Below are 21,599 nucleotides of genomic sequence, written 5' to 3' on the forward strand. Positions count from 1 at the left end.
TAACTCGGGGAGCGATTTCCAGAAATCCGTTAATTCTACTAACAACCATTTTTCCTGACCAGACAAATTGATAGTTTATTCTCCTTCGGCAACTAACGCCTGCATATGGGGTGCTTTAATTGTCCTACATACTCTTGTTATGCTTTCACTGCAAGGACTGTACCGATTCCAATCATAGTTGCACCGGAAATACGATTTAGTGTTTTTTGCGAATGTTTGCTATTTAACGCTTTCTTTGCTCGAACTGCTGTATATCCGTAGAAAAGTAAAGTTGAACCCAGCACTATTGCCACAACTGAACTTATCGCCAAAACATCTACGCCTGAGAGTTTTTCCAAATTCATAAACGTTGGTAAGAATGCAACATAGAAAAATATTACCTTGGGGTTTCCTAAAGTTATAAAGAGGCCAGTGAAGAAACTTGTCCTTTGAGAAATTTCTTTTGTTGATTCAATCTCTACTATATTTGGATCGGATGACCAGAGCCTCCATCCTAAATATATTAGGTATGCAGCACCAAAGTATTTAATCAGTAAGAACAACCAATGTATTTTCTCAGCTACTGCACTTAAGCCATAAATTGCAAATAGCAGAAAAATAATATCTCCAATAACGATACCAAAAACAACAATGGCAGATTCCTTCATCCCAGATGTTAGTGCCCTTGCAATTGTTGCGAAAAACCCTGGGCCAGGGGTAATAGCAAGGAGTAACATCGCTCCAGAGAAGATAAGAAGTGAAGTTAATGACATAGTTCCCTCAAAAACAGGACGCATCAATAACCGAAAGCTGGAACGCAGAAGCGTAAAACAAGCTATCCGGTACACGTATGCGTGTAGCTGATTGACTTGTTAAATGTACTAATCCGGAGGCAATACAATTACAGTCACTCCGAAACGAACCTCTAATTCTTTAAATACTGTGAGGCTATTATTTTCTACTTAGAGCTCAGCGTGATCACAGTTACTCCTATAATCACAGAAAACATCAACTTGGTATTTATTTTTCAGCTTCTTAATAGCCTTAGCATTCTAGTTTATTACAGATCAACAGCATTCATATGCTTAGATAGGCCTTCTTCATGAATATTTCATTCGCAAGCCCACATCGATTGAGAGTAAGGCTTAGTGCTTATAAAAATTTGTCACCCTTGAGGTGTAAAATCGTAGGCTCAAATCTCAACAACTTTTGTTATTTAATTGAGGTTTTCACTGCCTCCATACATTCTTAAGGAGGCAGTGACTGAAATAATCACCTTCACTCATACCCAACGCTGCAATCATCAACGACTTACTTTGTGCAAAAGGTACACAAAGTAAGACGTCGGCTGCATTGCTTTGTTAACAGGGCTCAACCAATACTTTTGAGACTAACGCCGCACCAAAAGCAATTTGGGCGCGACTTACGTATCTTATGGCCATCATCAAGACAGTTTTTCTCAGATATGGGATCAAATTTCCTATCACATAAGACAATTTAAGTCATTTTTTCTTTAAACTGACTCTCAGAGAACCCTTTAGAACGTTCAAGCTCTTCAAATAGTGCATGGCTTTGCAAAGATAAACGATCTGCTTTCTCTTCCAGCTAGCGGATTAATGCAAACGCCGCTCTAGTATCACACTATGCATCATTTCACGTTTTGATTATCCGAGATCTGTCACTGCTGAAAAACATCCCAAAGCCACAGCATGGTTGATAATTTCCTCTCTCTTAATTTATTAAGTGATTGTTAGCTATTTTTTTTGGATATAAGCTCATAAGCTGGCTTATCTGTTTCTATAGCATATCCAAAAAGAATATTTGAAGAAATAACAGGGGTTACCTTAATAATGCCAATTTTACTAGCGACCAATTCACGCTTTATCAATTCATAGCTGGTGTTAATCTCCTGCATATTTGGACTCATCGAACTTGAGCCAAACATAACTATAACCGTACCATCACTTGATCCAGCCACCTTCATTTTCATGCCAGAGATAGAGATCTTTTTAGTAGGCCCTGATAAGCCAGAACAATCCTGCGACAGTTGATGAGGGCTACTACAAGTCATACCAACTGCCGAAATAGAATCATTATTCAATGAATCTGGGACCAAAACAGGTGGGTTTGAAACACAGGCAGTCAGTAATACGGCAGAAAATAGTAGCAATGTATTTTTAATCATCTTTCTTCCTTATTGTTTAAAGTAAATAGTGCAGAAATAGCCTCATTAACTATTTCTGACGGTTTTTTCCTGACTAAAGAGGTTCTCTGTGAATATGCTGAGGCTAGCAGCAGGCTGGACTCTTTCTCATAAAAACGGATATCCACATTCAATAAATACCACGTCACGTCCCACTGCCATTGCCCCCCATAGACAATTTTTACATCATAATCTTTAGAAGTATCTGTCGATTCAGTATAAACTTTCAACCCTTTCTTCTTTAATTGACGTGAAATAATTTCATCTAGCCCCCTCTCATCAATCGCACTCTTCTCAACCATGTAAACTAAATTACGATCAATAGATTCTCCTGGGACAATATAGCCACCCATAGTACTTGAGCAACCCACTATGGATAAGAATAAAGCGGAAGAAATAAATATTATGTATTTCACTAAAACGCCTGGATTTGATGGATTTGATGGATTTGTATTTTCACTTAATGCCGAGCTCAGTTGCAGCTTGCTGCCTGTACATTTTCCAAAATAATAGGTACGCAGTGACCGTACAAAAGACACCCGCAGTAAGCTGTCGGTCTGCAGCGTAATGATAGCTTTTTCGCCTACTTAACCAAGCCGCACCCACTATAGAAAGTAAAAGCCACCCTAACATTACGGTGTTGAAATTACGCTACTGATCTGTTTCAGAACTGTAGAGTCTTAAATCAGCCAGATTCAGGAGCCATCCAACCAAATACACTAAAAAGAAATGGGTAATGCAGATGCAAAAAAATGCGACGACAAACCAAAGTAATTTTTTTATCATGCTACTGGAAGAAACTTTATTTTCTTAGATTTACCCAGGTCAGACCAAATGCTTGGAATTACTATATTGAATCTTGCACGAAAATATGAGCCAACTCCAGTCATGGCTCTACCATTCTAGAGATCGATATGATCTCCACCGCTACCATCGCTGTGGGGATAGTAGTCTTCAAAGCATATGATTCCTTTCCTCAACTCAACTTTTTTTCTTCAGTTTTCACCGGTGATATTTTTCATAATGAGTATATTTGGAATTTTGATTTTTGGATCTAATCTGCAAATTCTGCAGCTGCAGAATATGTTCTTCCTTAGGGTGAACACAACACGTCCTTCCTTTTGAGGAAGTATTGAATTTAATACTAGATTTTTTCACTTCATGACTTAGCCAAATCGCACATTGGTTTATAAAAAGTTTTTCACCATCCCAGTGCTTGCATTGCATGAATCTTCATTTGGGTAGTCTCCCCATAAACTACCCAAATGTACCATTTAACTTCCTTATAGGCTTTCTATTTCCGGCTAATGTGGTCTTGCCCGCAAAAAGTGGACATTCTAACTATACACATTTGCGCTTATACGCTGCATGGCTTACTTAACCCATTGCAGAGTACCTACGGACCCTATTGTAGGAAATTTCAATGTATTCAGACACCTCAGATTTTGCTTGCTCTTCGCTTTTGAATGCCTCAGCACGGCTTTCATCCTACTAAAGAATGATTCCATTTCTGCATTATCCCAACAGTTTGATTGCCGGCTCATGCTCGGCTTGCACTTGATTTCGGGAGGAGATCTTGATATTTCTGAGACTAGTATTGCACACTCCCATCAGAGTGATCAATTAGTCCAGACTTTGCTTTTCGTCTTTCTTGAAACACTTTCAATGCTCGACGTGTCAATTCATCGGTCATCTGAGAATCGAATGCCCAACCCACAATGCGTCGAGAGTACAGGTCCATAACTACCCCGAGGTACAACCACCGCTTTCGAACCTAGATATACATAATGCCACTCGTCCAGCGGTAATTTGGTCGATCCACATTAAAGCAACGCTTAAGTAGATTGGCTGCGACATTGATATTCCCCTCTACGGGCTGACTATATCGAAAGCCTTTACCGTTTCTCGCTTTAATATGTTCCTGTTGCATAAGCTTATGCGAGGTAGTTCCGTGAGCATGGTTCAACCAACTCTTGAAGCTCGGAAGCGATTCTAGGCGCTCCATAACGACCTTTAAACTCAGCAAACGTCTTCGGATTTTCTCGATTGTTCGTATCTTTCTAATCGTGCGTGGAGGTGGCAGCCGCCCTCCCCATCGATAATAACCCAATCTTGAGACTTCCAAACACCGACACATCAAGCTAACCGGGAATGACCCTACATGCTCTTGTATCAGTGCGTACTTTACTCTTGGTGGTTCGTAAAGTACGCAGTTGTAGGTTCAACCTCCTGGCGAGCTTCATGCAGCTCCTTCCTGAGCTTGCGAACTTCAGCGCTTTCCTGTTTTGAATAGTCGACGCCATCTAAACTATTGAACTGCTTATCAGATAGTCGATTAAACTGACGACGCCAGTTGTAGATCTGCTGCGCGCTGACGCCTAGCTCTCGTGCCACAGAAGCCGTTGTTGTTCCAGGCTTCTCAGCCCTCTTAACTGCTTCTCCGTATACGCCTGAGTTCTTTTCTTACCCATGATACACCTCCGTGTTAGGCCTAAACCTAACTATACAAGGTGTCTACTAAGCGTGGGGAAATCTTACTCATAATACCCGCAACAGGGACAAACAATGCTATGCACTTTTTGTGCGAAACTGGGAGCGCAGCGACCCACACAAAATGTGCATAGCGTTTGGCGTCCCGCGGAGGCCCGAAGGGGCGTATCATCCTGCTTTCGTTTGTTATGTGTTCAGTTGATTGGCAGCGCCGAAGCCCAGAATATACATGCCAAGCGCAAGTACGAACAGCAATAGCGCAACCGCTACGAGAATTGAGCCTTTCTTAAAGCCATACCCCTTATAAAAATAGTATGGCAAGCCTAGCGGAGGTACGAGTAACGTAAGAATCTTACTTCCCTTTGGGGCAATAATGCCATTTTCACTTGCATGGACCCCAATCCACCAAAATAAAAAACTCAAGATCACTAAACCATGGAATAGGCCTAAGCCATTACTCTCCCCAGGAAAAAAGGCTTCAAGCACTCCAAAGGCGATAAAAGTTAATAAGAGACCAAAAATTATTTTTCGTGAATTTTTCATAGCTCTTTACACTTAACGCCGCCAATAGGGGCGGCTTACCTTGTGCGCGTTTTGCGCGAAAATGGGAGCACAGCGACCCGTGCAAAATGTGTATAAGGTTAGCTGTCTCGCGGAGGGCTGAAGACTCGGAGCAAATTACCCGGCCTTGTTATGCTAGCGAACCTCGAAAATGTAAAGTTTCTTAGGCTTACCTTCTATAGGAATCCAAACCTCTTTGACACCTTTAAAGTCCAAGACTAAATCTGCTTCTTCCAATATGCTTTGACCTTGAATGAGCCCATCCCAGTAGACTCCACCACAGGTCCAGTAAAATAGTGCTTCTTTTTCAGGAATATTTACTATTAATTCGCCACTTTCAGGCCTGGTGATACTTAACTCGTGCTCTTTGAATGCAGCCGTAGAAATGAAGTTCTTTCCTTCAATACTCATGATTTCAGGAAGTTCTATTTCCCTCACCTCTTGAGACGCACAACCGCCAATGGTGATCAAAATTATTGCGAGAAAAATACGATTCATTTCATTCCTGCTTGAGCATAACGACTACAACAGGGGCGGTTGGAGCATAGCGTATGCCGCCCCGCGAAGGGTCAAAGGCCCGTAGCAACCTGCTTGTATTTGTTATACGTTGTTACGACCACACTACCCACCCGATTATGAAGCCTAGAACAAGGCACGTAAAATCCACCTTTACTGCCGTGCTCCTATCTGCGTTACTTTCCATGATAGAGCCTTTTATATAGAGCTCTAGAGCTGCTTGAACGTTTGGAACCCGGCAAAACGGATGATCATCTAAACGATCGTAATCGAGAGCCTGCTGAATTTCCTTTGCCTCACCAGTGTCGTGCAGCTCGGGACTCTCAGCTATCTCTTTAGCTTTTCGATAATATTCGCTTACGTCCATAACTAGATATGTATATAACGAGGCTGTAGAAAAACACTTTTAGAAAAAGTCGTCTCGCCTCAGACCCCTCCAATTAAAATTTCGACCTGAATTTAGCTATATCACCAAATTTCTTTCATTGTATTAAATTTAGGCGTCTTGATGCCCTTAATTTATACTCAATCACTGGATACTGCCATATCTCATCAACTTTTCAATGTTATGCACCAAGCAGAACATCTGCCATTGTCCCTGAACCTTACTTTTTCCTCGTAGCGAGAAGCGATTCAATCGTTTGTTGGTACCAATGTTCCCAAACACTGGCTCGACAACAGACATTCGATGCCCATAAATGGTCTTACCCTCAATACTATCAACCCGCTTTTTCATCCAGTCGGTGGCTGTCCGTCCGTTTGTCCAAGTAAGGGATACTTACCTTCCATGCCCTTTTCGAGAGCCTGCAGAATCTGGGTTTCGCATACACTGATTTTTAAGGCTGCATTACCTGCAGTCAGTGAGGCGCCCTTCGAATAATAGCTTTTTCTTACCTTCACTAACTTGCTCTTCTTTTAACAAGAGCATGGATTTTCCTGCCGGACAGATGCAGGTTTTCTTTTTCTTGTTGAATGTAAATTCACTAGCAGCGAAAGTCTGCTCAGCACTAGCTCTACCTTTTTTATTACGCTTGCCATACTTGGCTTTTTGCTTAACAAAAGCTTTATCACGTGAACGGAATTTATTGTCAGATATGTAGGCATTAATGCCTTTTTCTCGCAGGTAGCTATAATTAGCATCGTTGGAGAATCCAGTATCAGCAGTAATGATAACCTGCTTGATCAAGATGTCTTCTTCTATTCCTATATTCTTATAATGGCAACTGATGCCATTGAGAATAGGCTTCAGTGTATGATGTTCTTGCCCCTCACCAAAGGCCTGTGCTTCAACAACTATCTGATGCTTCCTATCAACTGCGGCAACACCGTTATAGCCCTGAATGGTTCCTTTGCTGGTAGTTATCTTGGCTGATTCATTATCCGTGATATTACTTTTTACCTCTTTAGGGTTTTTTCCTTGCCCCATCCTGGGGGAATGATTCTTTAAGAACTGATCAATTTTATCAAAGTGTTTCTGTAGAGTATCAGCCGCTTTAGCTACCGCTTGCTTTCGCTCTTTTTCTTTAGTTTTCCTGCCATCAAGCCTCTTGTGCTCTTTGAGGCAATGTTTGATCTTCTTGCTAATTTTTTCCTGCTTCTGCTCTAGTTCTTTAAAAGTCCCTGAATGTTCTTTGCTGACATTGGATGGCATCTTGCATCCATCTATTGCAAATAGTTCGTTGCCAAGCAAACCCTGTTGATCGCAGATCAGTAACACCGACTCAATCGCATCAGGATGACTACTTACGAAACTCGCAATACTAGTAAAATGCGGAACGGTATCGCATGACAGAGCTTTGAAGAGGATATTGTTCTCACACTGCCATTGAATTTCACGACTTGAAGTAATGCCTTTTGAGTAAGCAAACAAAATGATTTTCAGTAGGATAGCTGGATCATAGACGGTTCGCCCGCTGCTATCATTTTGATATTTTTTATGGAAGGCAGAGAGGTCGATATGGTTATCAATCAAATGATGAAGTGTAAACTCAAAGATTTCAGGTTGTAGTTGTTCTTCGAAATTGATGACGACCATTGCATCTTGATTGTAATCGTAACGTTTGAAGTTGGGCATATGGATAATCTCGTCATCAAGACCTCCATTTTAACAAAAAGCTACCTTTTAAGAGTTTTTCTACAGCCTGAACGCCTTGCTTAGCGGCAGCCGAAACACAGTGCAGGCTGTCCGGTGGAGGCCACGTCTTTTGTGGCCGGAACGTACTACAACAACTGGTTATGTGTACCCGCCGAACCGTCTAATTCGAGCTTTAAATCCATAGTTCACCTCCATTTTTGAGATCCTTTAACTTCCCTAATATTTCTTCAGCATGACTACGATCTCTGCATGGAATCATAACCTTTCCTTTACCTTTTTTCCGATTCCATATCATTGGATTACCAGATTTAGATTCAAGAATCTCAAATTCTCCGGCTGACCTTGGGATTTGATATTTTGGCAAAACTCAGTCCCTTCTTAAAACACATAACGTAAACTGTCCCACGGAGGGCCGCAGGCTCGGAGCAAACTGCCCGGCATTGTTATGAGTTTCCACGACTTCAGTGAGCACCGAATTCTCCCAGGCTTGGAAAAGCCAACGTAGTTGTAACGAGAGAAAACATTACTAAGGATTTTATTAAAAGCTCTACTCTTGACCTACGCCAAGCTTCGGGTGAACCTTCCATGTTGCTCCACTCTCCCGGCATATCATCATCTAGCTTGACCAAGTGACCGATCACAGCCCACACCGATAGACCGCAAAGTGTATAGATGTACGCAACACCCGCGAAAATTGACAACCCAACTACAACGACAAGGATAAACAAGCTTGATAGAAATATATTTATTTTCTCATTCACAATGAAACCTTGTCATTCGGACTCATAGCGCCTACAGCATAGACCGTAGCAAAATGTCGCTTTTGTTGCAAAGCAAGAAAAGTGACAGTTTGCGGAGGTCCAGCCCCAAGGGCGAACATGCCTGTGCTGGTTATGTGTTTGCATCCTGAGTCAGCCTTAATGAATTTACTCTTCGAATCATTACTCCAATTAATGTAGCAATTGATATTTCTACAATTGTTATTGGGGCATCGATTATCCATGTTTTAGGGTAATAGATTGTTTCTAATAAAATTGCCAAAGTAGCAGTGCTAAATAACCAACAAATGACACAAGTAATAGTACAATGAAGAAACGTAAAATCTTCCCGTTTCTCAGCTAAAATACTCAATATTACGATAGATAAAAGACTAGATGCACCATAGCTTAGCAAAAAGAACTCCTTGGATTCTCCATATTCTAAAGCAGAGATCCCCCAAGAATAGCTTATACAAGTTGAAAGTGTAGTAAGCGAAATAAATAGTAATATCGAAAATTTTAATATTCTAATCCAGTTCAACTTGAGCCCTTCTTATTGGCACATAACGCCTCAATCAGCCGACGCGTCAGCGGTCGGATGCATTGATTTGGTACGCCCAGCATGGGCGTGAACTAATGGGGTGAAAGTCCCCTGTAGGAGGATCACCATTTAATGGTTTCCATTAAATGCTAACTACTAGCGAATGGCAACTGCAATACCGCGAGGTCTTGTGGGGAGGAAGCCGCTAGCAAAACTACGAGCTGACGGACAGAAACATCATATAAGGCTTAGCCTGGAGGCGAGGTAGCCAAGGATACCAAAGCCATGTGGTCTAACGGGTAGAGTAAATGATGCAGTTGTGTAGTGAAAGTTCACGTTCTTATCTGGGGAGATCTGTTCAACCTGCTGCTGTAAAGCTGTCAGCGTGGCCGCTGACTCATAAGTAGGCCCAGCCCGTTAGCCACCATCGCGGGGGTAAACAAAATTGGTGGAACACAGCGGCGCCTCGGCCAGTAATGGCCAAGGTGATTGAACAGAAGTCAGCCGACGGCATAGTAGCCTAATACCAAGATTAATACCTTGGATACGGTGAAGGCCTGAACCCAAAATCCACGAGTTAAAAGACAGGGCTAGCCTGCCGATATGTTGCCAGCCGGATATAAAATTGACGTAGCGCACTGCCATGACACTCAACTCAAATGAAAATCTGCTTGAAACCATCCTCAGCAAAGAAAATCTTAATGCTGCATGGAAACACGTGCGAAGCAACAAAGGTGCCGCAGGCATTGACGAGATTACTGTCGATAATTTTATGCAGCACTTCAAGGCAGTTGGCGACGACCTCATCGAGACTATTCGACAGGGTCATTACCAGCCGCTTCCCGTCAGGCGCGTCTACATTCGCAAGCCAGATGGCGGCCAGCGTGGTCTCGGGATACCTACGATCTTTGATCGTGTTATACAGCAGGCTATCGCCCAAATCATCGGTCCCAGTTTCGATAAAACCTTTTCGGAGTTCAGCTATGGGTTCCGCCCAAAGCGATCACAGCATCATGCGGTGAAAAAGCTACAGAAGTATATCGAAGGCGGGAAGCGGATAGCCGTAGATGTCGATTTATCTAAGTTCTTCGACCGGGTCAACCATGACTTCCTCATGAGTTTACTTGGCCAAAGAATCAGCGATAAGCGTTTACTCAAGTTGATCGCAAGTTACTTGCGTGTAGGAAGTGTAGAAGATGGATGCTGGAAAGCCTGTCATGAGGGGGTGCCACAAGGGGGCCCTTTATCGCCGCTGCTCTCCAATATTGTACTCGACCTGCTCGACAAAGAGCTGGAAAAACGCCAGCACGATTTTGTCCGCTATGCGGATGATTTTGTGATTGTCGTTTCCTCTAAACGTGCCGGCGAACGGCTTATGGCGAGCATTAAACGCTTTGTTGAGCGCAAGCTTAAACTCAAAGTTAACGATGCTAAAAGCCAAGTAGCCCCCGTTAGTCGTTGTAAGTTTCTGGGTTTTTCTTTTCGTGGAGCAAAGCTTGTCTGGCATGATAAGTCACTGCGCCAATTTAAATACCACGTCCGTCAGATTACAGGACGGTCCCGTGGCATTTCGATGGAAAAGAAACTGAAGGAACTTACCGTATACCTCCGTGGCTGGATCAACTATTTTGGAATAGCGCAAGGCTATCAAAAATGTATTGATCTAGACTGCTGGATACGGCGGCGATTAAGAATGAGCTATTGGAAGAATTGGCGCAGAGTGAGAACGAAAGTTCGAAATTTACTGCGTATGGGTGTGAGTGAATCGCTGGCAGTTACCTGCGGCTCGACCGGTAAAAGTTACTGGCGAAGCGCAAAAACTGAGGGTATTCATATTGCGCTCAATAATGAGTTCTTCGAAGAGATGGGGTTGATTTCATTGCGAGATCGTTGGGTAGAGATTCATTACGGATAGGGAACCGCCCATTGCGGACCCGCACGATGGGTGGTGTGGGGGCCGGTAGCTAGAAACTACCGGCTACCCGATTTAGCATTTAATTTAGGTGGTAAAACCTCGAATCCAAACTTTACTACATCATCAACCTTCCCAAGTCCAACCTCTGATGTTGCATGAAATTCTCTCGGGCTTCTAATAGCTATTGTAATCCAAAGCTTCTCGCCAACATGGCTATTTTCTATCGTCAAATCAAAATCACCACTATTTTTCCATTCAAATACATAAGGGAATGCCCCAGGCAATACAGCATATTCCAATGTATCACCAACAGGATCAGTTGCAGCTACATTAAATTGGATTTGATCACCCGGCCTTAAAATGCAGTTTGTATTAAATGTATTACGCTCTCCAATAGTCCAAGTATTTCCTAAACTATCTTGAATGCTTTCAATCCTAGGGTAATATGATTCGCCTGTTTCCATTTTACTAAAGTACTCTGTAATTTCTGCTCGAATTTTTCCACTAATGCCAATAGCCAGGTGCTTTTGATATGGGAGTAAGTTTCTCCTGTGAGCATCTGGATTTCGAAGTTCCTCTAATATATCGAGAAGAACCTCAATTTCTTTCCACCTTCCAAATACTTCCGAAAAACCCTTATCCCAGCATTTTTTAAGAATTGTTTTTAAATCATAAAAATCAGCATAATAAATTATTCGTGGATCACTATATCCAAATTTCTTTTCGTCAATTTCTTTTCGGTCTTTCCACTGGGTTATTCGTTTTTCTGACACCCCACATGAGTCATGCCAGTTATTTCCGCTTTGTTTGAGTAAAATGAAATTTATCAAATCCCTAAGTGAGTTTTCTGCACGCTTAAGTGAATCAGAAATATCCATTATAGATCCTGTATTTCTAACGCCCAAAGCAGCGGCGCGCGTTAGCGCGTCCAGCCCGAAGGGCGGTGCTGCCTTTGTTTGTTAGTACTTTAGGCTGGTATCGGTTCATGATTATTGTCCAAACCAATAGGAGGTTTAACTCTTTCGACCCAATCTGGATGTTCTAAATCAGGATCAACCGGTACTGTGCACGCTTCGTTAAAATCCTGTTCAGTGCTTTGTAACACCAGGCCTTCAAAACCTTGAGCGTCTTGCGAACTAAAATAAGACCTAAACTCGTTAGGAACGTGGAGTACAGTAATTTGAAAATATCCCTGCTTTTCAGAAACGGCAATTACTTTATAAACCTCATTCATTCCTACAACTGAATGAGCAAAGCTTGGATTGGGACTCAACACGCTTAAATCTTTTGGTGTGGACGTTACGATTAGAAACCTTACATTTCCATTGATACCGCCAAATTTCGCCGTCGCATCACATGCAGTATGCTCCTTAAAGAACATACCTACTTGAAATTTCGACAGTTGATCTTTCGAAAGATTAGTGTCCCGATAAATGAATTTTGAGCCAGCAAGCAGCTGTTTTAGGCGTACCCCACCATCTTTATATGGATCATATTGCTCCACCAGAGGTTCAACATTTTCCTTCACGTTTTTATTTTTTTCTTTAGCCAATTAAACATGATATTTCCAATATAGTACTAATACTGCGTCCAGCCGCGCCAAGTTGGACGGCTTTTGTGGTATAAGGGCAGCGTACCACAAAAGACACACAGCCTTGGATGTCGTGATGCAACGTCTTGTTACACATTTACCAACCATTACTGACAAAATTGATAAAACCAACATAAAGTAACCATACCCCCCCAAAAAAAACAGCTACCAACTCAACTTTAAAATTTGTAGGGTGTTTCTCTTTAGGCATTAACTTATTATTTACATGAAAAAAAATCCCGGTATTAATCATACTTCTACATAGATTAAGTAAAGAAGAACCTAAAATAATTGGCCAAACAACCCCCATACTGTTTTCACCTGCGATCAAAAAGTATATGGAATAGCCAAAAAATAGAGCAATACAAAAATTTGCAAATGGCCGAAATTCAGCAATTCTATGTATTATATCTTGCTCTTCCTGCTCTCTCTCTTCTCTTTCAATAATTATTTCTTCTTTGATACTCTCATATTTGTGATAAGCGACGCCACATGAGGGGCATTGCCACTCCGGCACCCTTTCATAAGGGTTTCTTTGATATTGACATTTAGGACAGATCATAATTAGGTATAACGCCGCGCTTACCGGCGTAGTAAAATTGGTGGCTTTTTTGCGCCTTATGTAAAAAAGACGGCAGTTTTACGGAGTCCGCTACAGCGCCTTGTTAAGGCTGGGCTTCCGCTTTGGCAATTGCTTTATCTATACTGCGATTAATGAAGTAACTAATTACAACAGGCAAGACCATTACAACACCAACTATATCAGAGACAACCCCTGGAATTACAATTAGAGCAAAAGCAACACCATAACGAACCACAAAGAAAAAAGGTCTCAACTTTTCAAGTTGTTCTGCTGATAGCGAATATTCTTCACCCGCAAATTGCTTTTTAAATTTCTTACCTATCTTTTTGGATGCATTCATCGACCGCTTGAATTCAGGGTATTGCATATATAGAAACACGCCACCGATGGCAGTAGTAACTATATAAAGTCCTATCAAAGCATAAAGGCCAAGTATTGAATGCAGTTGACCTATGACTGCAACTTCACTTACCCCAAGAATTATCAGAAAAATTAACCACTTCATACGATTCTGGATGCCTTAACGCCGCGCTCAGCCGCGGACAATTTTGGGCGCTTTATGCGCGATAATGGGAGCGCAGCGACCGCGCAAAAAGCGCACAAAGTTGTCCGTCGGCCTGCAGCGCTTTGTTAGAGATTTAGCTTGATCCGCCTGGCAATACCTTTAGGTAAAGTCACCTCAATGCGCTCTTGGTGATCCCAAAATAACCTAAATTCATCTTGCCACTCATCTTCCGTTGATTTAAGAAAATGATTGCGATTATAAGATGCAGTGTACTCACAACACTTCGCAATACTTACCTTCCCCAGCTGATCATCAATGACCTTCTTTAAGACATCAACATCCAATATTTTTACGCATGCTTTCTTATTGAGTTTCTTAGCTATTTCCTTGCTCTTTCTATTACATAGGGAAAGGATGACTCCATCCTCATGATATTTAGATGCCCTTACATTTTCAGCTATAGTTCTTCCATTCTCTACTATTTTTCCTATTTTAAGATCCCTAACTCCATCAACCTTTATGAGATGTCCGAATGATTCTAAATCATGTGTAGACTCATAAATGAGGTTTTCATCCGGCGTATAGATACCTTCCCTATCCATTTTTTTGTAGGCGCTGGCAGGATTCAGTGGAATTTTCCCTCCACTTACCCAAGCGCTCGCCCATTCTGGGTGAGTCAAATACAGATATTTATACATCCTTGATCTCTAACGCTTGCAGCAAAGGCCGACCGTCAGGGAGGTCCAGCCCGCTTGCGGGCGATTTTGCCTGCACTGGTTATGTGTTCGCATTACCTGCCCATGACTGAGGGTCTACTAATTTGACCTCTACACTAATCTCTTCAAACTCTGGAGAGTAGTCTTCAATGTGGATAAAGTGAGTAGAAATTTTATTACCTGACTCATCTTGAAGGGTTAACTCTAAATCATCTCTTTTCTGATGATATTCATCATATTGCTCGTTGGCGAACAGTTTAAAAACATTTTTTACTTTTTGATAATCAGGTTCTTGCGTAAAAATTCCATGAACCATGCCCATACTTAAATCAACATGTTCCAGTCTCGATTGACCTAAGCATAGGTCTTTTGAAAGCATGTAGTAATTCATGTATTCACATAACGCCTAAAGCAGCGGCGAGCGTAGCGAGTCCAGCCACGAAGTGGCGTTGCTGGCTTTACTTGTTAGGCTTTTTTTACATAGTTGCATCGTGAACCTCAATACCTAGAGCAATTGAAAGCTTTGCACATAATTGCGTAAGCCAGCCGACCCAAAGATCATCATTAACATTACCGGAAAAGAGAAGGCCACTTGGTTCGAATGATACGGAAATGTATCTTTCATCCTCTTCTGTGCCATACCAATACGGAAAATCTTTCCCTTCGATCCAGCCGTCCATACATTTATATACTTCGGATATTTTTTCCCATCCTTCATCAGAAAGATTTTGAGGGATGTTCAAAGTAATAGATTGATCCATATTCCTACCTTAGGGCCTAACGCTTAGATAACCTGCACTGCAGGCGGTAAAAAAAATGACCTGGCATTAAATTTAGGCCGAACTAAAGAGGCCCATTCCTGCAGTGTCTGGTTCATCGCCATGTTGTACGTTCCCGCCGGCACTATCTTGCCGAGCCACCCCCTTTATAAAGGAAATTCCTTTTTTCGCCTTAGACCACACCCTGCCACTCAGTTTTGTGGGCTCGTGGCACTGACCACACTCTACCACCAGATCTTGGATTTGTAATCCAGCCGGGAGTGGTTGATCTTTCATTAAACCCACGAGATTGCTACATAGATCGTGCTTTTTCTTGTTACATCCAGCATATAATCCGTAACCTCGTACCATATGCTTACCTATCGGGGGTATGTGCTGCAAAATACGCCTTAAGAACTCCTGAGGCTTTAACCGTAGTTGCTTACGTCGCTGATCACGGTGATCAAAATAACGAAACTTCAGCCCCTTATGATCCACATTTAATATCTGCTTTGGCTTCAGCGGACCGCCTTTGATATAGCGTGAAAAATACAGCAGAACACCTCGGCCATGCTCATATCGTTCCTGAATACGAACCGACCATTCTTTGCGATAGCAAGCTTTAAAGAGGATATCAAATTGGCCTATTGACCAGTTGGGAGGGAGCTTGAGTAACCCGGCACGATACTGTTCTAATAAAAGCGCTTGAAATTTTCCTCTATAAAGGCTCTTTACCACTCGCACAGGTAATAAATATTCACCTGTTTCTTTCCAGTTTTCCCTTAAAGTCAAACCGCCGGCGGTTATCAAGCAGTGTATATGAGGATGTAAAGTTAACTGTCTTCCCCAAGTATGCAGAGCCATAAGCATCCCAGGGGTTACTCCGTGATAAGCCTTACTCGCCATCAATTCAAATAGCGTTTCTTTACTTGATAAAAAGAGTATATCTGTAAGCCTTTCTTCGTTGTATTGCCATAATTGCAGATACTCATGAGGAATAGTAAAGACCACATGAAAATGCTCTGTATCAAATAATTTACGACGCTGCTGATCAACCCACTGTAACTGTTTTCGACCTGAACAAAGAGGACAGCTTCTGTGTCTGCAAGAATGATACTGTTCAGTTACATGGTTGTGCTTACAGCGATAATAACTGCTTCCCATCGCTTTTGTACGGCACTCTTGAATTGATGAGATAGCTTTCAAATTTTTTAGTGGCTGCGCAGTTTTAGATAAATAACCACTGTACGCAGAAAATATATTTTGCAATACCCGGTTATGCATTTTCTAAAATGCCTCTTATAATTTAAAGGTGGCACCACTCCCGCGCAGCGGGTTTGTACAACATTTATATAGTGATCATCACGACCACTATTATCTTGATTACTATTTCAGATGCAAATTCCCGCCATAGCTCTGACTTCTCTTTAAAAATCAACTAGATACAATCAATTGCCACCATGTTCACAAATGGAAAAATGGTCATAATGACCACTATCACAGATTTTCTTAGCGTATCCAACCCGTTGATTTTATTAGGCTTTCATCTTCAATCTACAAATACTCAGAAATAACGGTCACGACGACCGAAATCTCTGGTCTGTTTTGATCACGAAGTGGGTGTAGGTTTCAAATTTGAAATTATTGAACGCTGGAACCAGTAACTGGCAATCAAGCTGGGGGCCATTTCTTAGCTCAAGACTCTTAACTCTCAGCTTTATTTCCAGTAAAGAAAAACCCCTTGTCCAAGTGTCGATCTCAGAGCAAGGGGCCAATGTATTAGCATTTAAATTAAGCCGTTAGGCAATCCGTCCAGCCCGCAACCATTCAGACACACAGAAAGCCAACTCTAATACTTGGTCGGCATTGAGTCTTGGGTCGCACTGGGTGCGGTAGCAGCTGGCAAGATCGGCTTCAGAAATTTTCCAGGCGCCGCCAGTACATTCGGTGACATGTTGCCCGGTCATTTCCAAGTGGATGCCGCCGGGGTGGCTGCCTTCGGACCAGTGTACGGAGAAGAAGTCGCGGATTTCTCGCAGAATTTTATCGAAATCGCGGGTTTTGTAGCCATTGCCGGCTTTTACGGTATTGCCATGCATGGGGTCCGTACTCCAAACCACGGAGCGCCCTTCTGCTTGTACTGCACGTACCAGCGCGGGCAATTTATCGGCGAGGGTATCCGCTCCCATGCGGGTAATCAGGGTTAGGCGGCCGGCTTCATTCTCTGGGTTGAGTTTATCGATCAAACGCAGCAGCTCATCAGGCTGCATACTGGGGCCTACTTTTACGCCAATGGGATTGCAAACCCCGGAGAGGAATTCCACATGGGCACCGTCCAACTGGCGAGTGCGCTCGCCAATCCAGAGCATATGCGCGGAGCAGTCATACCATTTGCCGGTGAGGCTGTCGGTGCGGGTGAGTGCCTGTTCGTATTCCATCAACAGTGCTTCGTGAGAGGTATAAAGCACGGTTTCACGAATTGCCGGAGTATTCTCTGAGGTCACTCCACAAACAGCCATAAATTCCAGCGCTTCCTGCAGGCGCTCGGCCAAGAGTGCATATTTTTCGCGTTGGGGATTATTTTTCAGGAAGCTCAGATTCCAGCCATGCACCTGATGCAAATCGGCCAGGCCGCCCTGGGCAAAGGCGCGCAACAAATTGAGAGTTGCCGCCGATTGGTTATAGGCGGTGACCATTCGCTGGGGATCTGGCTGGCGGGCTTCGGCGGTAAAGTCGATGCCGTTGATAATATCGCCACGATAGCTAGGTAGCTCTACCCCATCAATCGTTTCCGTATCGGCGGAGCGAGGCTTGGCGTATTGGCCGGCCATACGCGCAACTTTGACTACGGGCAGGTTACCGGCAAAGGTCAGTACCACCGCCATTTGCAGTAATACTTTAAAAGTATCGCGAATGCGGTTGGCATTGAAGTCGGCAAAAGATTCGGCACAGTCGCCACCCTGCAACAAAAACGCCTTGCCTTCCGCTACCTGGGCCAACTGGCGACGCAATTCGCGCGCTTCGGCGGCAAACACTAGCGGCGGGTGACCAGCAAGCTGCTTGGCAACTTGAGAAACTTCTTCGGCGGAGGTGTATTTGGGCTGTTGGTGTGCGGTGAAGTTTCGCCAGCTCTGCGGGGTCCAGATTTGGGAGGGGGATTCAGACACTGGGGCTCCTAGCTCAACTTCCATCTTTCACTCTTACTTCTTTAGGTAAATGTTAAAGGGCGAGCATTCCGCTCACCCCCAATTTGCCGAATTTACAGCACGCTGGCAACCGCCTTGCAGAAGTATTCCATATTGCTGGAGCTCAAGCCGGCAATACTGATGCGGCTGGAGTCCACCATATAGATGGAGTAGTCCTTCTGTAGTTGCTGTACCTGCTCTGGGTTAATGCCCAGGAAGGAGAACATCCCTTTCTGCTGTCGGATAAAGCCAAAGTCGCCTGCAGCTCCGGCAGCAACCAAGCCCTCAACCAAGCCGGCGCGCAGTCCGTTGATACGCTCACGCATCTCGGTCAGTTCTGCTTCCCAGTTCGCTTTCAAGCCTGCATCTGTAAGGATAGATTCCACAATCGCAGCACCGTGGGAAGGTGGCATGGAATAGTTCCCACGAATTGCACTCAACATCTGGCTGTGACCTTTATCGGCGCTCTCGCCATTGGCATAGATCACCATGGCCAGTCCAACGCGCTCACGGTAGAGGCCAAAGTTTTTGGAACAGGAAGCCGCCACCAGCATTTCGGGTACAGACTCTGCCATCAGGCGCAAGCCGTAGGCATCGTCTTCCAGGCTTTCGCCAAAGCCTTGGTAGGCCATATCAATAAATGGTGTGAAGCCCTGTTTCTGCGCCATTTCTGCCAGCAGTTTCCACTGCTCACGAGACAGGTCTGCGCCGCATGGGTTGTGACAACAGGCGTGGAACAGGACCACATCGCCCTCGCCCACGTTTTTCAGAGTTTCGACCATTTTGTCGAACTGCAGACTGCTGGTGGCGCGGTCGTAATAAGGGTAACTCTTGATGTTCAGGCCGGCATTGCCGAGAAGGGGCACATGGTTTGCCCAAGTAGGATCGCTCACCCAAACGGTAGCGCCGGCTTTGGCGCGATTGATCAGTTCGGCCAGCACGCGCAGGGCGCCGCAGCCACCAGGAGTTTGCGCTGAGCGCACACGGCCGCCAACCAGTGCCGGATGACCTGCACCCAGTACCAGCTCCTGCATCACCGAATTAAAACCCGGGGTACCCGCGGGGCCGATATAGGCCTTGGTTTCCTCACTTTGCAGCAGGCGTGTTTCGGCTTCTTTAACTGCCTGCAAAACCGCCGTGTGGCCGGCTTCATCCTTGTAAACCCCTACCCCTAGGTCGATTTTGCTGGGGTTTTCATCCGCACGGTAGCTGGCCAGCAGGCCGAGAATTGGGTCTGGCGGTAAGCTGCTTAAATGCTCAAACATCTGAAAACTCCTTTATTTATCCTATTTATTGGTCAATCAAGCCGCGCTCGGACCACTCCTTAGCGCGAACCATCAGTTTTTCGATAATGCCATCCAGTTGCTCCCTCTCCTCCAGGGTGAGCGAAGCGATCAGGTCACTTTCATATTGATGCGCAAGCGGCACTATGCGGGCATACACCTCACGCCCCAGCTCAGACAGGTTCAAAACCTGGCGGCGACGGTCCGCGGGGTCTTCACTGCGGGTGATGTAATCGTTCTTCAGTAGGGAGGAAACCGCACGGCTAATGGCCACCTTGTCCATGGCCGTCTGCTCTACCAGCTCTGCCGCAGATAGGTCGGGAAAACGCCCGAGTATAGCCATTACCCGCCAAGCGGGAATGGTGAGATGAAAGCGCGCACCATACGCTTGTGAAATGGCGTTACTCACACGGTTAGAGAGTACCGACAGGCGATATGGTAAGAACTTCTCCAGGCGCAGTTCATCCTGCTTCACCGCCGTCTCCGGCGCATTGTGGTCATTGGTCATGGCTGCTCTCACAACTGCCTATCTTCGAACCCCGGTTGTACCAGATGCCCAATTTAACTAACATTAGTTTCAATTGTAACCACCGTGCATGCAAATGTTGCACGGAAAGGCCCAGGAAAACCGGACAAAATTGGTCGCACAGTATAGGGTTTTCAGCGCCATTTTTGTTAATACTATGCCGCTTAAACGCAAAAAACATGCGTAGCAGCACTACCGCCAAATTGATCAATCCTCCACCAGCCGCCCTGCCAGCATGAAGCGAGGCCGCCCATGAATAAGTGGATCCGCTTTCCCCGCGTTGAAGGTAAGACCAGCCGCCAGGCCCATGCAGATTTCCCGGCTAACACCTTTGAACGGGAGATGGGCAAAGAGGGCTTTTTTGGTCCCTGCACCCACTTCTACCATAGCCACCCGCCCACTGGCTGGAGCCAATTTACCGGCCCACTGCGCCCACACGCTTTCGATGGCACCAAGATCCTCCATACAGGTAACAGCCCTTGGGACCAAAAGCTCCTTTTACGCAATGAAAATAGCCAGGTAGGCCTGTGGATCTGCCGGGAACCCATGGATCATTTAGTGCGCAATGCCGATGGCGACCAACTACTGTTCGTTCACAACGGCAGTGGTGAGTTGTTCTGCGATTTTGGCCGGATGAGTATCCGCGATGGAGACTACATCCTCCTACCCAGAGGTACCATGTGGCGACTCTCTCCCACAGAGAATGAGCCGCTGGAATTGCTACTGATTGAAGCTAGCGGCGGCCACTTCCAGCTTCCAGAGAAAGGCATCCTAGGTCCCAACGCCATCTTTGATGAGGCAATCCTGGATGTACCGAAGATCGACGAACCCTTTCTTGCCCAACAGGGGGACTCCCAGTGGCAAGTGGTGGTCAAGGCCCGCCAGCAACTCTCCAAGATCATCTACCCCTTCAACCCACTAGATGCTATCGGCTGGACCGGCGACAACCTGGCAGTGCGAATCAACTGGAGAGATATTCGCCCGATCATGAGCCATCGCTATCACCTGCCCCCCTCAGCCCACACCACCTTTGTGGGTCCGGGATTTGTGGTGGCTACTTTTGTGCCGCGACCTATCGAGAGTGATCCAGGCGCTCTTAAAGTGCCGTTTTTTCACAGCAATGACGACTACGATGAACTGATCTTTTATCACCGCGGCAATTTTTTCAGCCGAGACAATATTCATCCCGGCATGCTCACACTGCACCCCATGGGGTTCACCCATGGACCCCACCCAAAGGCATTTGCCATCGGTGCAAAGCATGCCCGTGAGGCAACCGACGAAGTGGCGGTTATGATCGATAGCCGCACCCCGTGGGATATACTCCCCGATGCCCATGCAATAGAGTTTGAGGGTTATGTCAATTCCTGGAAAACGCCATCATAACCGGGGAA

20 protein-coding genes and 2 pseudogenes are annotated in these 21,599 nt (G+C 44.6%); 2 read left to right on the forward strand and 20 right to left on the reverse strand.

Features of this window, described 5'->3' with window-relative positions:
* Positions 1–137: 137 nt before the first annotated feature.
* The 9 genes and pseudogenes from FIU95_RS12015 to FIU95_RS12050 form a co-directional block, all read right to left on the reverse strand.
* Entirely contained in the window at positions 138–752 is a 615-nt protein-coding gene (locus FIU95_RS12015) for a LysE family translocator (RefSeq protein ID WP_172975388.1), read from the reverse strand.
* Positions 753–1,729: 977 nt separating this feature from the next.
* Positions 1,730–2,164: a hypothetical protein gene (locus FIU95_RS12020; RefSeq protein WP_152454006.1), complete on the reverse strand. Its 435-nt coding sequence runs from the start codon at positions 2,162–2,164 to the stop codon at positions 1,730–1,732.
* The gene (locus FIU95_RS12025) at positions 2,161–2,598 is read right to left on the reverse strand and encodes a hypothetical protein (RefSeq protein ID WP_152454007.1); all 438 of its coding nucleotides are present in this window, start codon (positions 2,596–2,598) and stop codon (positions 2,161–2,163) included. The genes FIU95_RS12020 and FIU95_RS12025 overlap by 4 nt, the downstream gene beginning before the upstream one ends.
* Before the next feature lie 1,175 nt (positions 2,599–3,773).
* The gene (locus FIU95_RS21750; RefSeq protein WP_371416908.1) at positions 3,774–3,941 is read right to left on the reverse strand and encodes a DDE-type integrase/transposase/recombinase; all 168 of its coding nucleotides are present in this window, start codon (positions 3,939–3,941) and stop codon (positions 3,774–3,776) included.
* A gap of 425 nt (positions 3,942–4,366) precedes the next feature.
* A pseudogene (locus FIU95_RS12035) lies at positions 4,367–4,609 on the reverse strand (transposase); the annotation flags it as partial.
* Between the two features lie 249 nt (positions 4,610–4,858).
* Positions 4,859–5,215 (reverse strand): hypothetical protein, encoded by a 357-nt coding sequence (locus FIU95_RS12040; RefSeq protein ID WP_152454010.1) that lies wholly within the window; start codon positions 5,213–5,215, stop codon positions 4,859–4,861.
* Between the two features lie 153 nt (positions 5,216–5,368).
* Positions 5,369–5,731, reverse strand: a complete 363-nt coding sequence (locus FIU95_RS12045) for a hypothetical protein (protein WP_152454011.1) — start codon at positions 5,729–5,731, stop codon at positions 5,369–5,371.
* A 547-nt stretch (positions 5,732–6,278) separates the two neighbouring features.
* Positions 6,279–6,488: pseudogene (locus tag FIU95_RS21480) on the reverse strand (transposase); the annotation flags it as partial.
* A 108-nt stretch (positions 6,489–6,596) separates the two neighbouring features.
* A complete protein-coding gene (locus tag FIU95_RS12050; protein WP_253868604.1) occupies positions 6,597–7,823 on the reverse strand; it encodes a transposase in 1,227 nt (408 codons plus the stop codon).
* Positions 7,824–9,786: 1,963 nt separating this feature from the next.
* Between FIU95_RS12050 and ltrA the strand changes: the two genes are divergently transcribed.
* On the forward strand, positions 9,787–11,058 hold the full coding sequence (gene ltrA / locus FIU95_RS12055) for a group II intron reverse transcriptase/maturase (protein ID WP_152452240.1): 1,272 nt from the start codon (positions 9,787–9,789) through the stop codon (positions 11,056–11,058).
* 56 nt (positions 11,059–11,114) lie between these two features.
* Here ltrA and FIU95_RS12060 read toward each other — a convergent pair whose 3' ends face one another.
* The 11 genes from FIU95_RS12060 to FIU95_RS12110 form a co-directional block, all read right to left on the reverse strand.
* A complete protein-coding gene (locus FIU95_RS12060) occupies positions 11,115–11,936 on the reverse strand; it encodes a hypothetical protein (protein ID WP_152454012.1) in 822 nt (273 codons plus the stop codon).
* 89 nt (positions 11,937–12,025) lie between these two features.
* A complete protein-coding gene (locus tag FIU95_RS12065) occupies positions 12,026–12,610 on the reverse strand; it encodes a hypothetical protein (RefSeq protein ID WP_152454013.1) in 585 nt (194 codons plus the stop codon).
* Between the two features lie 136 nt (positions 12,611–12,746).
* Positions 12,747–13,166: a hypothetical protein gene (locus tag FIU95_RS12070; RefSeq protein ID WP_152454014.1), complete on the reverse strand. Its 420-nt coding sequence runs from the start codon at positions 13,164–13,166 to the stop codon at positions 12,747–12,749.
* Positions 13,167–13,314: 148 nt separating this feature from the next.
* Positions 13,315–13,737: an FxsA family protein gene (locus tag FIU95_RS12075; protein WP_152454015.1), complete on the reverse strand. Its 423-nt coding sequence runs from the start codon at positions 13,735–13,737 to the stop codon at positions 13,315–13,317.
* Between the two features lie 125 nt (positions 13,738–13,862).
* Positions 13,863–14,435, reverse strand: coding sequence for a hypothetical protein (locus tag FIU95_RS12080; RefSeq protein WP_152454016.1), 573 nt, complete (start codon positions 14,433–14,435; stop codon positions 13,863–13,865).
* Between the two features lie 79 nt (positions 14,436–14,514).
* A complete protein-coding gene (locus FIU95_RS12085; protein WP_152454017.1) occupies positions 14,515–14,844 on the reverse strand; it encodes a hypothetical protein in 330 nt (109 codons plus the stop codon).
* An 85-nt stretch (positions 14,845–14,929) separates the two neighbouring features.
* Positions 14,930–15,214 carry a hypothetical protein gene (locus tag FIU95_RS12090; protein ID WP_152454018.1) on the reverse strand — a complete coding sequence of 95 codons (285 nt, stop codon included), beginning with the start codon at positions 15,212–15,214 and terminating at the stop codon, positions 14,930–14,932.
* Between the two features lie 72 nt (positions 15,215–15,286).
* Complete coding sequence (locus tag FIU95_RS12095; protein ID WP_152454019.1) at positions 15,287–16,495, reverse strand: transposase; 1,209 nt, start codon at positions 16,493–16,495, stop codon at positions 15,287–15,289.
* Positions 16,496–17,010: 515 nt separating this feature from the next.
* Complete coding sequence (locus FIU95_RS12100; RefSeq protein ID WP_152454020.1) at positions 17,011–18,402, reverse strand: class II 3-deoxy-7-phosphoheptulonate synthase; 1,392 nt, start codon at positions 18,400–18,402, stop codon at positions 17,011–17,013.
* Positions 18,403–18,470: 68 nt separating this feature from the next.
* The gene (locus FIU95_RS12105; RefSeq protein WP_152454021.1) at positions 18,471–19,661 is read right to left on the reverse strand and encodes an amino acid aminotransferase; all 1,191 of its coding nucleotides are present in this window, start codon (positions 19,659–19,661) and stop codon (positions 18,471–18,473) included.
* A gap of 25 nt (positions 19,662–19,686) precedes the next feature.
* The gene (locus tag FIU95_RS12110) at positions 19,687–20,187 is read right to left on the reverse strand and encodes a MarR family winged helix-turn-helix transcriptional regulator (protein WP_152454022.1); all 501 of its coding nucleotides are present in this window, start codon (positions 20,185–20,187) and stop codon (positions 19,687–19,689) included.
* A gap of 270 nt (positions 20,188–20,457) precedes the next feature.
* On the opposite strand from FIU95_RS12110, the gene FIU95_RS12115 reads away from it, so the two are divergent.
* Positions 20,458–21,591 (forward strand): homogentisate 1,2-dioxygenase, encoded by a 1,134-nt coding sequence (locus FIU95_RS12115; protein ID WP_152454023.1) that lies wholly within the window; start codon positions 20,458–20,460, stop codon positions 21,589–21,591.
* The last annotated feature ends 8 nt before the right edge of the window (positions 21,592–21,599 follow it).

Origin of the sequence: Microbulbifer sp. THAF38 (assembly GCF_009363535.1) — a bacterium.
Taxonomy (GTDB): Bacteria; Pseudomonadota; Gammaproteobacteria; order Pseudomonadales; family Cellvibrionaceae; genus Microbulbifer.

Excerpts from the sequence above, each read along its gene's own strand:
- FIU95_RS12085 (WP_152454017.1), bottom strand. The coding sequence starts at position 14,844 with ATGAATTACTACATGCTTTCAAAAGACCTATGCTTAGGTCAATCGAGA.
- FIU95_RS12075 (WP_152454015.1), bottom strand. The coding sequence starts at position 13,737 with ATGAAGTGGTTAATTTTTCTGATAATTCTTGGGGTAAGTGAAGTTGCA.
- FIU95_RS12020 (WP_152454006.1), bottom strand. The coding sequence starts at position 2,164 with ATGATTAAAAATACATTGCTACTATTTTCTGCCGTATTACTGACTGCC.
- FIU95_RS12100 (WP_152454020.1), bottom strand. The coding sequence starts at position 18,402 with ATGGAAGTTGAGCTAGGAGCCCCAGTGTCTGAATCCCCCTCCCAAATC.
- FIU95_RS12040 (WP_152454010.1), bottom strand. The coding sequence starts at position 5,215 with ATGAAAAATTCACGAAAAATAATTTTTGGTCTCTTATTAACTTTTATC.
- FIU95_RS12060 (WP_152454012.1), bottom strand. The coding sequence starts at position 11,936 with ATGGATATTTCTGATTCACTTAAGCGTGCAGAAAACTCACTTAGGGAT.
- FIU95_RS12095 (WP_152454019.1), bottom strand. The coding sequence starts at position 16,495 with ATGCATAACCGGGTATTGCAAAATATATTTTCTGCGTACAGTGGTTAT.
- FIU95_RS12110 (WP_152454022.1), bottom strand. The coding sequence starts at position 20,187 with ATGACCAATGACCACAATGCGCCGGAGACGGCGGTGAAGCAGGATGAA.
- FIU95_RS12105 (WP_152454021.1), bottom strand. The coding sequence starts at position 19,661 with ATGTTTGAGCATTTAAGCAGCTTACCGCCAGACCCAATTCTCGGCCTG.
- FIU95_RS12050 (WP_253868604.1), bottom strand. The coding sequence starts at position 7,823 with ATGCCCAACTTCAAACGTTACGATTACAATCAAGATGCAATGGTCGTC.
- FIU95_RS12015 (WP_172975388.1), bottom strand. The coding sequence starts at position 752 with ATGTCATTAACTTCACTTCTTATCTTCTCTGGAGCGATGTTACTCCTT.
- FIU95_RS12090 (WP_152454018.1), bottom strand. The coding sequence starts at position 15,214 with ATGGATCAATCTATTACTTTGAACATCCCTCAAAATCTTTCTGATGAA.
- ltrA (WP_152452240.1), top strand. The coding sequence starts at position 9,787 with ATGACACTCAACTCAAATGAAAATCTGCTTGAAACCATCCTCAGCAAA.
- FIU95_RS12115 (WP_152454023.1), top strand. The coding sequence starts at position 20,458 with ATGAATAAGTGGATCCGCTTTCCCCGCGTTGAAGGTAAGACCAGCCGC.
- FIU95_RS12080 (WP_152454016.1), bottom strand. The coding sequence starts at position 14,435 with ATGTATAAATATCTGTATTTGACTCACCCAGAATGGGCGAGCGCTTGG.
- FIU95_RS12045 (WP_152454011.1), bottom strand. The coding sequence starts at position 5,731 with ATGAATCGTATTTTTCTCGCAATAATTTTGATCACCATTGGCGGTTGT.